Origin of the sequence: Bradyrhizobium sp. WSM471, from assembly GCF_000244915.1 — a bacterium.
Classification (GTDB): Bacteria; Pseudomonadota; Alphaproteobacteria; order Rhizobiales; family Xanthobacteraceae; genus Bradyrhizobium.
Genome location: NZ_CM001442.1, coordinates 6,467,407 through 6,482,924 on the forward strand (window position 1 = coordinate 6,467,407; position 15,518 = coordinate 6,482,924).

General features: G+C 65.5%; 12 protein-coding genes. 2 read left to right on the top strand and 10 right to left on the bottom strand.

All coding sequences use genetic code 11. The features are described 5' to 3' along the window. Positions 1-218: 218 nt before the first annotated feature. Positions 219-1,730, top strand: coding sequence for an ATP-binding protein (locus BRA471DRAFT_RS29460; protein WP_007613978.1), 1,512 nt, complete (start codon positions 219-221; stop codon positions 1,728-1,730). Here BRA471DRAFT_RS29460 and BRA471DRAFT_RS29465 read toward each other — a convergent pair. The 10 genes from BRA471DRAFT_RS29465 to BRA471DRAFT_RS29510 form a co-directional block, all read right to left on the bottom strand. After that, the gene (locus BRA471DRAFT_RS29465) at positions 1,727-4,042 is read right to left on the bottom strand and encodes a TonB-dependent receptor (protein ID WP_007613979.1); all 2,316 of its coding nucleotides are present in this window, start codon (positions 4,040-4,042) and stop codon (positions 1,727-1,729) included. The two genes, BRA471DRAFT_RS29460 and BRA471DRAFT_RS29465, sit on opposite strands and share 4 nt — an antisense overlap. Continuing rightward, positions 4,023-5,054, bottom strand: a complete 1,032-nt coding sequence (locus tag BRA471DRAFT_RS29470; protein ID WP_007613981.1) for a HoxN/HupN/NixA family nickel/cobalt transporter — start codon at positions 5,052-5,054, stop codon at positions 4,023-4,025. The genes BRA471DRAFT_RS29465 and BRA471DRAFT_RS29470 overlap by 20 nt, the downstream gene beginning before the upstream one ends. Before the next feature lie 270 nt (positions 5,055-5,324). Further along, positions 5,325-6,065 carry an ABC transporter ATP-binding protein gene (locus BRA471DRAFT_RS29475; RefSeq protein WP_007613987.1) on the bottom strand — a complete coding sequence of 247 codons (741 nt, stop codon included), beginning with the start codon at positions 6,063-6,065 and terminating at the stop codon, positions 5,325-5,327. After that, a complete protein-coding gene (locus BRA471DRAFT_RS29480) occupies positions 6,062-6,895 on the bottom strand; it encodes an ABC transporter ATP-binding protein (protein WP_007613988.1) in 834 nt (277 codons plus the stop codon). Before BRA471DRAFT_RS29480 ends, BRA471DRAFT_RS29475 begins: the two co-directional genes overlap by 4 nt. Next, positions 6,895-8,718: an ABC transporter permease gene (locus BRA471DRAFT_RS29485; RefSeq protein ID WP_007613989.1), complete on the bottom strand. Its 1,824-nt coding sequence runs from the start codon at positions 8,716-8,718 to the stop codon at positions 6,895-6,897. The genes BRA471DRAFT_RS29480 and BRA471DRAFT_RS29485 overlap by 1 nt, the downstream gene beginning before the upstream one ends. 13 nt (positions 8,719-8,731) lie before the next feature. After that, on the bottom strand, positions 8,732-9,889 hold the full coding sequence (locus BRA471DRAFT_RS29490; protein WP_007613991.1) for an ABC transporter substrate-binding protein: 1,158 nt from the start codon (positions 9,887-9,889) through the stop codon (positions 8,732-8,734). Positions 9,890-9,950: 61 nt separating this feature from the next. Further along, positions 9,951-10,535 (bottom strand): alkylhydroperoxidase domain protein, encoded by a 585-nt coding sequence (locus BRA471DRAFT_RS29495; RefSeq protein ID WP_007613993.1) that lies wholly within the window; start codon positions 10,533-10,535, stop codon positions 9,951-9,953. Between the two features lie 12 nt (positions 10,536-10,547). After that, the gene (locus BRA471DRAFT_RS29500; RefSeq protein WP_007613996.1) at positions 10,548-11,174 is read right to left on the bottom strand and encodes a CMD domain protein; all 627 of its coding nucleotides are present in this window, start codon (positions 11,172-11,174) and stop codon (positions 10,548-10,550) included. 37 nt (positions 11,175-11,211) lie between these two features. Next, the gene (locus BRA471DRAFT_RS29505) at positions 11,212-12,246 is read right to left on the bottom strand and encodes a putative FMN-dependent luciferase-like monooxygenase (protein ID WP_007614003.1); all 1,035 of its coding nucleotides are present in this window, start codon (positions 12,244-12,246) and stop codon (positions 11,212-11,214) included. 136 nt (positions 12,247-12,382) lie between these two features. Next, on the bottom strand, positions 12,383-13,042 hold the full coding sequence (locus BRA471DRAFT_RS29510) for a MetQ/NlpA family ABC transporter substrate-binding protein (protein ID WP_035975214.1): 660 nt from the start codon (positions 13,040-13,042) through the stop codon (positions 12,383-12,385). Positions 13,043-13,430: 388 nt separating this feature from the next. Between BRA471DRAFT_RS29510 and BRA471DRAFT_RS29515 the strand changes: the two genes are divergently transcribed. Beyond that, positions 13,431-15,218, top strand: coding sequence for a peptide ABC transporter substrate-binding protein (locus BRA471DRAFT_RS29515; protein WP_007614008.1), 1,788 nt, complete (start codon positions 13,431-13,433; stop codon positions 15,216-15,218). The last annotated feature ends 300 nt before the right edge of the window (positions 15,219-15,518 follow it).

The following is a 15,518-nucleotide window of genomic DNA, read 5'->3' on the forward strand; positions in this document are numbered from 1 at the left end:
CCGCGCAATGGCGGTTTCGCACATCAGCGGGGGAACTCCCGCAAGCGATACCCCAGGACGACGATCCGCAAGCCCCCTATCGGCCCGCACTTCTACGGCAATCGAATCACGCCTGAACTCCGCCGTGGGCAACAACGCATCATTTTCGCCATGGTGCTCGACGCGCCGCGACCGGGTTGTTAAGCCCCAGTCCGCGAATGATGGGACTTGAGTCGGGCATGACGGTTGCGATCGAGATGGGGCAGACCACGGCGGGCGCCGCGGCGGCCATGGACCTCGAGGAACTGCTGGCGACCCGCCTCCTGGTGCAGGGGAATTCGGGCTCCGGCAAATCGCATTTGCTGCGGCGGCTGCTGGAACAGAGCGCCCCCTGGGTGCAGCAAGCGATCATCGATCCCGAAGGTGATTTCGTGTCCCTGGCGGAGCATTTCGGCCATCTCGTGATCGAGGCCGAGGATCACACCGAGCGCGGCCTTCAGGTCGCCGGCGAGCGCGCGCGGCTGCACCGGGTCTCCACCGTGCTCAATCTCGAAGGGCTCGACGCCGAGAACCAGATGCGCCGCGCCGCGGCCTTCCTTGGCGGGCTGTTCGACGTGGACCGCGACCATTGGTACCCGATGCTGGTGGTCGTCGACGAGGCGCAGCTGTTTGCGCCTGCGGTCGCGGGCGAAGTCTCGGACGAAGCGCGAAAATTGTCGCTCGGCGCGATGACAAATCTGATGTGCCGCGGCCGCAAGCGCGGGCTTGCCGGGATCATCGCGACCCAGCGGCTGGCAAAGCTCGCCAAGAACGTCGCGGCCGAAGCGTCCAACTTCCTGATGGGCCGCACCTTCCTCGACATCGACATGGCGCGGGCCGCCGACCTGCTCGGCATGGAGCGGCGGCAGGCCGAATCCTTTCGCGATCTCGAACGCGGACAATTCATGGCGCTCGGCCCCGCACTGTCGCGACGCCCCCTGCGTTTGAATATCGGTGCGACCGAAACCCAGCCGCGCAATTCCACCCCGCGGCTGATGCCGATGCCTGAAGCCGCACTCGAGAATATGCGCGCCGTGATCCTGGCCGCGCCGCCGCCCGATGCCAGCCGGCCGCAGCGCCGGCCCGCGCCAGATCTGCTCGAGCAACTCCGCGCCGCCAAGGCTGCGGCACCGGAGATCGGCCCCGAAATGATCGAGGTCCCGACCAGTGCCGAAGAGCTCGCCGAACGGCGCGAACGCGTGGATCGGACCCTTCGTGCCGTGCTCGCCGCGCCCGACGCCGGTTTCCGCGCGGTCGGCGTGTTGTACCAGGAGTTCGTGGTTCGCTGCCGCATCGAGGGGCTCGGCTCGGCGGTGCCCGATCTCACCGAATTCCGCCGCATGCTGACACGCGCACGCGCCGGGCTCGGCGCCGAGCATGCCGAGGACGACGCCTGGCAGGAGGTGTCGCTGCGCGCCTCGATTCTGCCCGACGACATGCAGGGTGTGTTCATGATGATCGCGCGCGCGGCGAAAGAAGGCTGGCCGTGTCCCGGCGACGCCGCCATCGCACGCGCCTACGGCTCGCATTCGCTGCGCCGGGCGCAGCGCCTGCTCGGCTACATGGAAGAGCAGGGCCTGATCGTCTGCCAGCTCGACGGCGCCGGCCGCAGGTTCGTGACGCTGGTGGAATTGGCCTGGGCCACCGCGCCGGGCGATCCCAATGCCGACGATCTGCCAGCGGAGCAGGTCGCGAGCGCGGCGTCGGCCTAGAACGCCCCCACCATGGTCACGCGGAACGTCAGCGGCTCGACCGGGTGCAGCACGGTGTCCATCACGCCGTTCTGGCAGACCGCGGCGGGCGCGGTGCCAGAGGTACAGAGGGCGTAGAGCGTGTCGGTTTTCAGCAGCGACCCATAGGCGTAGGTGATCTGGTTCGCCTGCGTGTTGAAGAGATTGAGCACGTCGAGCTGAAGGCGCCAGCCATTGTCGATGCGATAGCCGAGGCGTCCATTGAAGACGCTGGTCGCGGATGAGCGGAACGCATTGTCTTCCGTCAGTGGGCTCGACGCCAGATAGCGCCAGCGCAAGCCCCCGAACCAGCCGGTCTTCTCGCCGAGCGTGATGCCGGCTGATGCCACCATCGCCGGCGCATTCGGAATGTAATTGCCGGGCGCGTTGCCGGCCTGCGCCTCGGGATAACCGGCGAGCGAGGCGTAGACCTCGGCCTGGTCGCTGTCAGTGCCGCGGAAGCGCGCATGCGTCATCGCAAGATCGGCATCGATATCGATCCATGATCGCGGGCGATAATGGTTGGTCCACTCGAAGCCGTAGCGCCGGCTGGCGCGGGTCGCCGAGGTGTCGCCGGCATCGCCGGAAAACAGGATCTCGGAATCCTGGTCGAGGATGAAGACGCTGAGCGAGCTGTCGAGGCCTGGAACGGTCCTGCTGCGAACGCCGACCTCCGCCCCCCTGGTGCGCACCAGCAGGGGCGACGGCGAAAGTCTCGCGCTGGGATCACCGGGGTCTTCGGTCGTAGTGGCGCCGCGGGCGTCGTTCGAGTGCATGCCGTAGCCCGCGGCGAGGAAGAATTCAGTCTGATTGAACGGACCGAGGACCAGCCTGAATTTCGGGCTGCCCAGCGCGGCGTCGGCACGGCCGGAATTGTTCGAATTGAACAGCGAGGCGACATCGGCAGCGTAGTAGTCGCCGCGCAAGCCGACAGTGGTCCGGAGCCAATCGGTCCAGCGCACGGTGTTTTCGGCGTAGACACCGACGCTGCCTTCGCCGACCTTGTCGCTGCGAACGTTGGAGACGAAGCCGCGCCGAAAATTGTTGGTCAGCGCCAGATCGATCGAATCATGGCGCGATTGCAGGCCGATGGTCGTCTGCATCGGCAGCCCCGCAAACGAGCCGTTCAGCGTGCGCGCGATGTTGGCGCCGGCCATCAGGCGGTCGTCGTGCTGACGGAATTGGTCGCCAAGCACGGGATCGCCAAGGAAGTAGGTGAAGTTGTTGAAGAGGTCGAGCTGGCTCTTCACCACATAGGCGTTGGCTTTCCACGACCCCACATCGTCGCTCTGCGCGATGCGGGCGGAGAGCGCGAAGCGATTGGTGCTGCCGCCGTCGCTTGGATCTTCCGAGCCGAACCGGTCGAGCAGGCCACGCGCGATCGCGCGCTGCGGCACCTGGTCGGTCGAATTCCATTTGTTCGCATAGGCCATGCCGGTGACCGATACGCCATCCGTCGCGGTGCCCTGGCTGTAGCGTACGAGGCCGTTGAGCTTGCGGACATTGTCCGGATTGTCCCACGGTCCATTATAGGTGCCGATCTCGCCGGCGACGAGCAGCGAGCCGTCCCCGACCTTCGCGGAGTCCATGCCGACGAGGCGGCGATAGCCAAAGCTGCCGGCGGTCACCTGGGCGAGGCCCTTGGTGCGGTCGATCAGGCCGATGTGCACGCTGCCGACGGAGGCGAAATCGCCCTCGTCGGCGAAGTACGGCCCCTTGCGCACGTCCATCGCGGCGATGGTCTCCGGGATCAGCCAGTTCACGTCCGCATAGCCCTGGCCATGCGCGTGGGTGCGCATGTTGACGGGCACGTCGTCGACGGCGATCGCGAGATCGGTGCCGTGGTCGAGATTGTAGCCGCGCAGAAAATACTGGTTGGCTTTGCCCTCGCCCGAATGCTGGGTCACGATCAGCCCCGGCACGGCTTCGAGCGCCTCGCCCGGCCGTGTGAAAGGGCGCGCGTTGATGTCCTCGCCGGAGACGGTGATTTCGCTCGCCATGCCGGGCGGCGGGCCCTTGACGCCGGAGGCGATACCGCCCGCATCCGCCGCTTGTATCGCTGTGGAATCAACAACGATGCGGCCGCCGGACTGGACCGGCTCGCTGGCGCGTCGCGCCACGGCCGGCTTCTTGCGAGGTTTCGTGTCGCCGCCGCTGACTTGGACCGGCGGCAGCTCACGCGAGGCGCCTGTGTTCTGCGCGAAGGCGTCACCGCCACCTGCGAGCAGCACCAAGGCGGAAAATGCCGTCAGCGTTCCGCAGCGTCGACCGGGCTCAGACCGCCTCGGGGGCATCGGCGCATTTCAGGACTTTTGGCGCGGCGCCGCCGCCCAGCGCAAACATGCGCCGATAGAGCACGACCGAGACGAGCCATGCGATCGCGAACAGCGCGATCACGGCGAAACCGACATTGGCGAGCGAGTCGTTGAGCGCGTCGACCAGCGCCCAGACGCCGCCGGACAGGCCGAGCCGGTCCGCGATCAGCCCGAGCGCCTCGATTCCGCCGATCAACAGCGCCACCGCCACAGAGGCGCCGGTGATGGTGAGGTTGTACCAGAGCTTTCGCAGCGGATCGACGAAGGCCCAGCGATAGGCGCTCACCATCAGTGCGGAGTCGGCGGTGTCGACCAGCGCCATGCCCGACGCGAACAGCGCGGGGAAAACGAGAACATCGGCAAACGAAGCGCCGCGCGCGGCTTCGCCGGCGGAGATGCTGAGCAGGCCGATCTCGGTTGCGGTGTCGAAGCCGAGCCCGAACAGGAAGCCAAGCGGATACATGTGCCAGGGTTTTGTCACCAGGCGGAACATCGGGCCGAGCAGCCGGGCGAGGACGCCGCGATTGGCAAGCAGGGCATCGAGGCCCTCCGCGTCGTGAATCCCCTGCTCCCGTGCCGCGCGAAACGTCCGCCACAGGCCGGCGAAGATGACGAGATTGATGGCCGCGATCACCAGCAGGAACAGCGCCGAGACCGACGTGCCGATGAAGCCGCCGATCTCCTTGAGCAGGCTATCGCCACCGAGGCTCACGACGCCGAGCGCGAGCAGCATGGTCGCGACCACGACGATTGTGGAATGGCCGAGCGCGAAATAGAGACCGACACTGCGCGGCGCGCCGCCTGCCTGCATCTGCTTGCGCACGACATTGTCGATGGCGGCGATGTGGTCGGCATCGACGGCATGGCGCAGGCCGAACACCCAGGCGAGCAGCGCGGTCGCCATCACCGTCGGCCGGTCACCGAACGCCGCGAAGGCCCAGGCCCACGCCGCGATGTTGGCCGCGATCAACCCGCCGAACAGCAGCACCATTCGGGGCTCGACCGCCCGCAAAGATAATTTCGTCACGACAATCATTCTGTCCACTGCGCGCCTATCGCACGAGCGGTATGATCTTTTCATAAGATGGTCATACTGACCAGTGCAATCCCGGGAAGCCGCTTTGCAGGAATGCTTGTGTCCATCCTTCGAGACGCCCGCTGCGCGGGCTCCTCAGGATGAGGTCTTGTTTCGCTGCGAGATGCCCTCATGGTGAGGAGCCCGCCAACGGCGGACGTCTCGAACCATAAGGCCGACATCGAGTTAGGCCGCCTCGGATCCGCCGAGATAGGCGTCGCGGATGCGGGGATCGTCCTTCAGCGCGCGGGCGGAGCCGGAGAGAACGATCTTGCCGGTCTGCAGCACATAGGCCTCGTGCGCGATCTCGAGCGCGAGGCTGGCGTTCTGCTCGACCATGAAGACCGAGACGCCCTCCTGGTTGATGGCGCGGATCAGCTCCAGCACGCGGTCGACATAAAGCGGCGACAGGCCCATGGTCGGCTCGTCCATCACGATCATCCTTGGACGGCTCATCAGCGCGCGCGCCATCGCGACCATCTGCTGCTCGCCGCCGGAGAGCGAGCCGGCGCGCTGCGACAGCCGCTGGCCGAGCTTCGGGAACAGCGTCAGCATCTTGTCGAGATCCTGCGCGATCGCCTCGCGGTCGTCGCGCACGAAGGCGCCCATCAGGACGTTCTCGCGCACGCTCATGTCCGCGAACAGACGCCGCGCCTCCGGCACCGAGGCGATGCCGCGGCGGACGATCTGCGGCGTGGTCAGCCCGATCAGCGAGGCGCCGTCGAAAGTCACGTCACCGGAACGCGGCTTCACGAGACCTAAAATGATCTTCATCGTCGTCGATTTGCCGCTGGCGTTGCCGCCGAGGAGGCAGACGATGTGGCCGCGCGGAACTGATATCGACAGGTCGAAATGCACCTGGGCCTGACCATAGAAGGTATTGACGTCGGTGAGCGCGAGCAGCGCATCGGGAGGCGGGTTCGTCATGCCGCGCTCTCCTGCTTCGTCGTCAGGCCGTGGCCGAGATAGGCATCGATCACCTTGGGATCGCCGCGCACCGCTTCGCCCGGGCCTTCCGCGATCTTCTTGCCCTCGTCCATGACGATGACGCGATCGGAGAGGCGCATCACCATTTCGAGCTTGTGCTCGATCAGCAAGATCGTCAGCCCTTCGGCTTTCAGCTCGGCGACGAGCCCCTGCATCTCCGTGGTCTCGGTCGGGTTCATGCCGGCGGTCGGCTCGTCGAGCAGCAGCAGGCGCGGCTTCAGCGCGAGCGCACGCGCAATCTCGACGCGGCGGCGATTGGCGTAGGACAGGCTGTAGGCCGGCTGGTCGATGCGCGGCAGCAGCCGTTCGCCGAAGCGCGCGAGAATGACCTTCACGTCCTCGCGCAGCCGCTCCTCCTCGGCCTTGACGCTGGCGGGGCGCAGCAGCGCCAACCCCAATTCCAGCAGCGGGCCGACCAGCGGCACGGCCGGCTTGACGGCACGCAGCCGCGTATGGGCGCCGATCAAGACGTTGTCCATGACGCTGAGATTGCCAAACACGCGGCCGAGCTGGAACGTCCGCGCGATGCCTTCGGCGGCGAGCCGTTCCGGCGAGAGACCCGTGATGTCCTGACCTTCGAAGCGAACCGTACCGGCGTCCGGCAGGTCAAGCCCGGTCACGAGATTGAACAACGTCGTCTTGCCGGCCCCGTTCGGGCCGATGATGCTGATCAGCTGGCCTTTGGCGAGATCGAGATCGATGGCGTCGACGGCGGTGAGGCCGCCGAAGCGCCGCGTCAGCCCGCGCAGGGACAGCATGGTCGTGCTCATCACATCGTCCCCAGCAGGCCCTGCGGCCTGAACCGCACCAGCAGCAGCAGCACGATGCCGTAGATCAGGATGCGGTACTCCGCCGCGATGCGGAACACTTCCGGCAGACCGACCAGCGCGACCGCCCCGAGAATCGCCCCGACGACATTGCCGAGGCCGCCGAGGATCACGACGGTCAGCGCCAGGATGGATTGCTGCGTGTTGAAGGTCTCGTGGTTGATGTAGGAATAGAGATGCGCGGCGATGCCGCCGCTGACGCCGGCGGCAAAGCCGCCGAAGATAAATGCGAGCGATTTGTATCGATTCAGGCTGAGTCCATAGGCGCGCGCGGCGATGTCGTCGTCGCGGATAGCGCGAAAACTGCGGCCGAGATGCGAGCCGAGCAGGCGTCCCTGCAGCAGCGCCAGCACGACCATCACGATGAAGCTGAACCAGTAGATCGAAACTGGGCTGACCAGCTCATAGCCAGCCAGCGACAGCGGCGGGATGCCGGAGATGCCGATCGGCCCGCGCGTGACGCTCTCCCAGTTCAGGATCACCAGCGAGACGATCTCGCCGATCGCGAGCGTCGCGATCGAGACATAGTGCCCGCGCAGCCGGAACGACGGGGAAATCAGCGCCGTGCCCAGCGCCGCGCTCATCAAGCCGCCAGCGATGATGGCAAGGCCGACCGGGACGGCGAACGTGAGCGACAGCAGCGCGGAGGTGTAGGCACCGATCGCGAGCAGCGCGGCGTGTCCCAGCGAGACCTGGCCGATGGTGCCTGCAACAAGGGTGAGGCTCAGCGCGAGCATGCCGAGCAGCCAGGCGTTGATCAGCGTCTGGAGCACATAGAACGACACCGGCAACAGCGGCAGGATCGCGAACACAGCGGCAGCGATCAGCAGAGCCCAGCGCGGAATCCGCACCGGGCGGCTCGGCGCGATGAAAGTGCCGGTGAGCGGTTCGGGCGGCGCCTGCCGTGCGCTGGCGAACAGGCCGTTCGGGCGCAGTACGAGCACCACGACCAGCAGCAGGAAGGCGAACAGATTGCGGTAGCTGGTGCCGAACACGGCGACGCCGTAGCTCTCGACCAGTCCGAGCAGCAGGCTGCCGATCACCGCACCCGGCACGTTGCCGGCACCACCGACGACTTCGGCGACGACACCCTTGAGCGTCGCCTGCAGGCTCATCGCGGTGTCGATCTGGTTGTAGTACATGCCAACCAGAAGGCCGGAGACGCCGCCGAGCGCAGCCGCAATGCCAAACACGGCCTGATTGACGCGGTTGACGTCGACGCCCATCTGCATCGCGGCGTCGCGATCCTGGGCCGTGGCGCGGATGGCCCAGCCAAGCTTGCTGTAGCGCAGGAACACGAACAGCAGCAGCGCGCTGGTGACGCCGACGCCAGCGATGAGCAGATCGAGCGGGCCGATCGTGCCGCCGCCGATCTGGAAGCGGACATCCGGCAACTGGCTTGGCAATGCACGCGGATTGGGCGAGAAAGTCAGTATCACGAGCTGATCGAGCACGAAGCTGATGCCGATGGTTGCCAGCAGCGGTGCGATGCGCACCGAGTTCTGCAGCGGACGCAGGCCGAACCGTTCGATGATCAAGCCGACCAGCGCCGCCGCCACCGCGACCACGATGATCGTGAGCGGCAGCGGCGTATGCAGCTGCACCACCGCGACCCAGCCGATATAGGCGCCGACGAGGTAGATCGACCCTTGCGCAAAGTTGATCAGCCGGCTGACGCCGAAGATCAGCGCGAGCCCGACCGCAACGAGAGCGTAGACGTTACCGACGATCAGCCCGTTGATCGTGTAGTCGAGCCAGGAAGACACGCAGGAGATCCCCTCAGGTCGGCTTGCCGTCCCAGAGCGCGAACTGGCCCTTGCGCACGACGAGCTCGGCGTTCATGGCGCCCTTGACGCGCCGGCTTTCGACGTCGAACGTCGCTTTGCCGAAGATCACGCTCGAGACGTCCTTCACTTTCGTGAAGGCGTCGCGGATCGCGCGCCGGTCGGTGCCGCCGATCTTCACCACGGCAGCCGCCATGTTCATCGCGTCATAGGCGTAGGCGTTGAATGCGTCGGGCTCCACCCCGTTGTATTTCTTCTTGAAGCCCGCGATGAATTTCTGCACCTCGGGGCGCGGGTCTTCCGGGAAGTAGCGCGTGCCGACATGGACGTCCTCGACGGCCTCGCCGCCGAGCTCCAGGAATTTCGGCGAGTAGACCGAGCTCGCGGCGCAGATCACCTGCTTCAGCCCGACCTGGCGCGCCTGGCGCGCGATCAGCGCACCGTCGGAATAATAGGAGATCAGGATCAGCCCGTCCGGATTGGCATCGCGGACCCGCACCAGCGTAGAGCGGAAGTCGCGCTCCTCTGCGATGTAGCCTTCGGTGACGGCGATTTCGGCGCCGTTCTCCTTCGCGGCCCTGACGAAATAGTCGCGGCTGGTGCGGCCCCAATCGGTGTTGAGGTGCAGCACGGCGAGCTTCTTCAACCCGAGACGCTTCACGGCATAGGCCGCCAGCAGCGGCTGCTCGTCAGCCTGGCTGACCGAGGTGCTCCACATGAAGTCGCCGCCCTTGGTGAAATCGGGATGCGAATTGGTGAATCCGAATTGCACCAGCCCGCCGCGCTGATAGATCGGCGAGGCCGCCATCGAGGCGGGGCTGGAGAAGTCGCCGAGCTCCATGACGATCCTAGGATCGGAGACGAACTTCTGGGCGATCGCCACCGACTGGCGCGGGTCGCTCTGGCTGTCCTCGAAACTATAGGCGAGCTTGCGGCCGTTGATGCCGCCCGCTGCCTGGATCTCGTCGAGCGCGAGATCAAAGCCCTGCTTCCACTGCGTGCCATATTGTGCGTTCGGCCCGGTCAATGGACCGCTGACGCCCAGCAAAATCGGTTCGGACGATTGCGCAACCGCGGCGCGCGAGAAAGCTGCTCCCGCCATCATGGCGGCAAGCGAGCCCTTGACCAGGGTACGACGATCGATGTTGCTCATGGATGGCTCCATCCTGTCAGGTGTTGAAACAACCAGCAATTTCCATGCCGATGAGATTGGCCTATTTCGAGGGCTCGCCGAGCGACAGCATCAGCCGGTTCGCCCAGTTGAAGAAAGACGCGCCGTTGATGACGTCGACGATCTCCGCATCGTCGAGACCGGCGCGGCGCAGCTCATCGATATTGTCGGGGCCGAACGCGATCGGCGTCGCAGCCAGCGCCACCGACGCCTTGACGACCGCATTCCAGCGCTCGCCGAGATCAGCGCCGACGCCGTCGTCGAGCAGCCGCTGCACATCGTCGCGGCGCTTGGAATAGGTGCTGGCGAAACGCGCATGCACGGAGGCGCAGTAGATGCAGCCGTTGTAGCGCGAGGTCGCAGCCGCCGCGAGCTCGCGCTCGGCGCGCGGCAGGCCGTCGGCAACGTTGTAGAAGATGTCCTTGTCGGTCTTGGTGCGGGCCTCCAGCACCTCGGGATCGCGCACCAGCAGGCGGAAATACTCGGACTTGGAACGGGACCGATCGACGAGGCCGGCGAAATGCCGCTCGGTCAGCTCGGCTTCGGGCAGCGGATCGATCCACGACACCCAGCCCAGTTCATCCTGGGTGAAGACGACGGGCGGATTGACATTGTTTACAGCGCTCATGATGCAGCCTCCTTACGCGCCGGCCGCGGCGTTCGCGGTGCGCCCGAGCGAGGCACCGAGCACGCGCAGTCCGGTGACGACGCGCACCTGGAACGACAGGAACGCAACGAGCTGAGAGAACGTGACGATGCCGGTGTTCGACCAGCCGGCGGCGAGCAGAGCCTTCATGTCGGCTGCAGCCGCATCGCGCGGGCGGAACACCAGCAGATGCGCATGTTCGAACGCCGCAGCGAGCCGGTCCCCGAGATCGGGCTTGCGCTCCGCGCTGACGCGATAGATCAGGCCGGCCTTGTTTTCGACCGACAGCGGGCCAGCTGGAAACGCACCGTAGGGGCCCGAGGTCTCGCCCCGCGCAATTTCGACATCGACCGCTTCGACCAGGCGCGCGCCATCGGCGGTCGCAGCTAACTTCGCCCGGTAGAAGCCGGCCGTTGTGGGCTCGCGGTGAAGACCGATCACGAAGAGCGCGACCGCGGCGCGCTCCACCAGCGAGACATCGCCGGCGTCGATCGGCTCGAACAGCGAGAGATAGCTGTTCTGCGCGTTGTCGCGCGCCTGCAGGCGGCGCCCGCGAATGGTATCGAGCGCCGAACCCGGTTCGATCCCGGCGAGCGTATCGATGATATCCTTGGTACCCATCATTGAGCCTCGTGCAACGCGATTCCGTTCATTCCGACTAACCCGCCAGTGCCACGTCGGGTGCGGTCCGCGCCCAGCCCAGCGCCGGCGCGACCTTCTCCGCGACCAGCTCGATCGAGCGCAGGATATGGGGATGCGGGGCATCGACCGAATGCGCCTGGAAGACGAGATCGGTCACCCGCTCCAGCGTGGCGTCGGCGCGGAGCGAAGCGATGACGTCGTCGGCCGCTCCGACATGGGTGTCGAACGCCGCGATCATCTCCTCGAGCGTCTCGCCCGGCTTGGCGTGGCCGCCCTTGAGGAATTGGGGCAGCGCGCGCCGCAGCCCGATATCGGCAAGGCGCATCGCCTCAGTGCGGTCGTCGGCGACGAAGACGGTGCGCGAAGCCATGATGCGGGGCTCCCGTCCCGGCGGCAGCGCTTCGAGATAGGCATCGATCACCGGATTCTGAATCTCGGCCAGCGTTGCCTTCGGCGCCTCCTTGGTCCGAGGCTGGGTGCGCGACAGCAACAGGCCATCGCCCGCCTTGCCGGCACGCGCGCCGCCCGCCACAGAGAACGTCGCCTGCCAGATCCGGTTGTCCAATTGCGGCCGCTGCGGATAGAGCGTGTCGCCACCGTCGAGCGGCTTGCCCAGCAGCGCGGTGCGGACGATTTCCAGATTGCGCGCAAAGATCTCGTTGCGCTGGGCGCTGTCGAGGCCGAAGGCGGCAAAGGCCGAGGGATTGCCGCCGGTGCCGACACCGAGCTCGAAGCGACCGTTGCAGAGCAGATCGAGCACCGCGGCGTCCTCAGCCACGCGTACCGCATTCTCAAGCGGCAAGGTGACGATGCCGGTGCCGAGCCGGATGCGCGAGGTTTGGGCTGCGACGTAACCGAGAAAGGTGAAGGGCGACGGCAGGCCACCCTCGCGCTCGTGGAAATGGTGCTGCGCAATCCACGCGGAATCGAGGCCCGCCTTCTCGGCGCGCACGATCTGCTCAGCCGCGAAGCGATATCGGTCGGCGGGCGGGGCCTCGTCGAGCAGCCGCGTGAAAAAACCCAGGCGTTTCAGGTTTGCTAAGCGTTTCATACGACCCCTGTCGGACGAGGATGGATCCCGATGATGTCGGTTGCCGCAGCTCCAGACAAGCGGGCATTGTGCAAGGCTCATACGCAAGCCTGCCCGCCGGGATCGTCCCGAGCTGAACTTTGGTTGGGCAGATTGCCTACCAGCTCGGCAGCACCGCGCCCTTGAACTTGGTCAGGACGAACTCCTTGACCCCCGCCGTGTGGTAGCTGTCCACCAGGATCTTGACCCAGGGCCTGTCCTTGTCGGCGGCGCGAACGGCGATCAGGTTGACATAGGGCCCCTTCGGGTCCTCGCGCAGGATTGGGTCCTTGACAGGATCGAGACCCGCCTGGGTTGCGTAATTGGTGTTGATCGCGGCAGCGTCAACGTCGTCGAGCGCGCGCGGCGCCTGGGCCGCGTCGACCTCGATGAACTTCAGCTTCTTGGGATTCTCGGTGATATCGAGCACCGTCGGCTTGAAGCCCGTGCCGTCCTTCAGCTTGATCGCACCCTTGTCGCGCAGCAGCAGCAACACGCGGTCCGCCTTCTGGTTGTCCAGATAGGGCTGATTCTGGAACGAATTGGCCTGGATCTCGCCGGCATCCAGCGCGGCGTTCGGCACGACGTAGTCGGAGAATTCGATGAGCTGGATGTCGAGACCCTGCTTGGCGGCGATCGGCTTCACGGCCTCGAAGATCTGGGCCTGCGGCCCCGGCGTCACGCCGATTTTGATGGTCTCGCCTGAAGCGGCGGCCGACCAGGCGGCGAGCACGGTTGCAAGGATCAGGGGGAGGCGAAACGACATCTTGGTCTCCATGACTCGGCGGAAATGATTGGAACCGTATTCGCTTCTCCGCGGCGCGAAATCAATGAAATGGAAATCCAAATTGGTCTCCTGGCGCGGACGACGCTTCTCCGTTCGTCCGCATGTGGGGAACGAAGGCACCTGCGCAGGCGTGAGGCGCATCACGGCAAAACAGCACGGATCGTTGTCCTAGCCCGATGGAGCGAAGCGCAATCCGGGGCGCCGCCTGCGCGGCAGGACCTATCCTGGTTTGCGCTCGGCGCCATCCCGGCTTCAACCTCCGCACATTCGTCATTTCGCCGCAGGGTTTTCTGACCCTGTCGGCATTGCCGCCTCGCCCTCGATGAAACATGATGGGTCCTGGCCAGTGACGACAAGTCTGTAAAGTGGGGATCATCCGATGAACGAGAACGAAATCCGCAAGTCCATCGCGCAGGTGAAGCAGGGGACGCTGTCGCGACGCTCGTTCATGCAGACGATGGCTGCGATCGGGATCGCAGCACCGGTCGCGAGCCAGATCCTGGTCTGGAACGACGTGGCGATGGCGGATGCCACCCTGCCCTACAAGCCGACCAAGGCCGGCGGCGGCGGCCCGCTGAAGATCCTGCTCTGGCAGGCTCCGACGCTGCTCAATCCGCATTTCGCGCTCGGCACCAAGGACCAGATCGCCTCGCGCGTCTTCTTCGAGCCGCTCGCCGGCTGGGACAAGGACGGCAACCTCGTCCCCTGCCTTGCGGCCGAGGCTCCGTCCAAGCAGAACGGCGGCCTTTCGCCGGACGGCCTGAGCGTGACCTGGAAACTGAAGCAGGGCGTGAGATGGCACGACGGCAAGCCCTTCACCGCCGACGACGTCATTTTCACCTGGCAATACGCCTCGGATCTCGCCACGGCGGCGTACACCACCGGTTCATACAAGGACATCAAGGTCGAGAAGATCGACGACTACACCGTCAAGGTACTTTTCAAGGCCCCGACCCCATTCTGGGCCGACCCCTTCGTCGGTTCGGTCGGTCCGATCCTGCCCAAACATCATTTCGGCGACTATGTCGGCGCGAAGTCGCGCGAGGCGCCCGGCAATCTGAAGCCGGTCGGCACCGGTCCCTACAAATTCGTCGAGTTCAAGCCCGGGGACCTGATCCGAGCCGAACGCAATCCCGACTATCACGTCAAGAACCAGCCGCATTTCGACACGCTCGAAATCAAGGGCGGCGGCGATGCGGTGTCCGCGGCGCGCGCCGTGCTGCAGACCGGCGAATATGACTTTGCATGGAACATGCAGGTGGAGGAGGAGGTCCTCAAGCGCATGGAGGCCAGCGGCAAGGGCAAGCTCGACGTCACGCCGTCAGGCAACGTCGAGTTCATCATCCTCAACACGACGGACCCGTGGACCGAGGTGGACGGCGAGCGCTCCAGCCCCAAGACCAAGCACCCGACGCTGTCTGATCCCGCCGTTCGTCGCGCGATCAACCTGCTGATCGACCGCGAGTCGATCCAGAAGTTCATCTACGGGCGCGGCGGCGCCGCCACCGCGAGCTTCGTCAACGCACCCAAACAGTTCAAGTCGCCGAAGCTGAAATACGAGTTCGACGTCGACAAGGCCAACAAGGTCCTGGACGAAGCCGGCTGGGCCAAGGGCGCGGACGGCATCCGCGAGAAGGACGGCAAGAAGCTCAAATTCGTCTTCCAGACCTCGACCAATGCGCCGCGTCAGAAGACGCAGGCCATCATCAAGCAGGCCTGCCAGAAGGCCGGCATCGAGATCGAGATCAAGGCGGTCACGGCATCGGTATTCTTCTCTTCCGACGTCGGCAATCCCGACACCTACTCGAAGTTCTATGCGGACATGGAGATGTACAACACCACGCAGCCGCAGCCCGACCCGGAGCGCTTCCTGAACCAGTGCGTCTCCTGGGAGATCTCCAACAAGGACAACAAATGGCTCGGCCGCAACGTCTCGCGCTGGTCCGATCCCGAGGCCGACAAGGCCTACAAGGCTGCGCAGAACGAGCTCGATCCGGCCAAGCGCGCCGCGCTGCTGATCAAGGTGGACGAGACTTTTTGCGAGGCCAACGTGTTCCTGCCGCTTCTATCCCGCAACATCGTCAACGCGGGGGTCAACAACCTCATGGTCGACATGTCGGGATGGGACGTCACGACCTGGAATCTGGCGAGTTGGTACCGCAGCTGACGCCTTCCATCTCAGTGCTTGCCAGTTCAATCCTTGCCAATTCAATCCCCGCCGGCGAATTGACGGTCGAGGTTTGACGCCGTGTCGGCGCTTCTCAGCCGTTTCATGAGCTCATCCCTCTCCTTGCCGTCGGGCAACGACTCGGCCTTTTTGCGGATGGTCCTGGTGAACTCCGCAAGCCGCTCTTGAAGCGTGGTGGTTTGCTGAACGCGACGCCGCCTGAGCACGATCGGGTCTCCATGTCACGGCACCATGCGGTGCCTTTCCGGATTGCCAATGATAAGAGCGGGCGCAGCCATA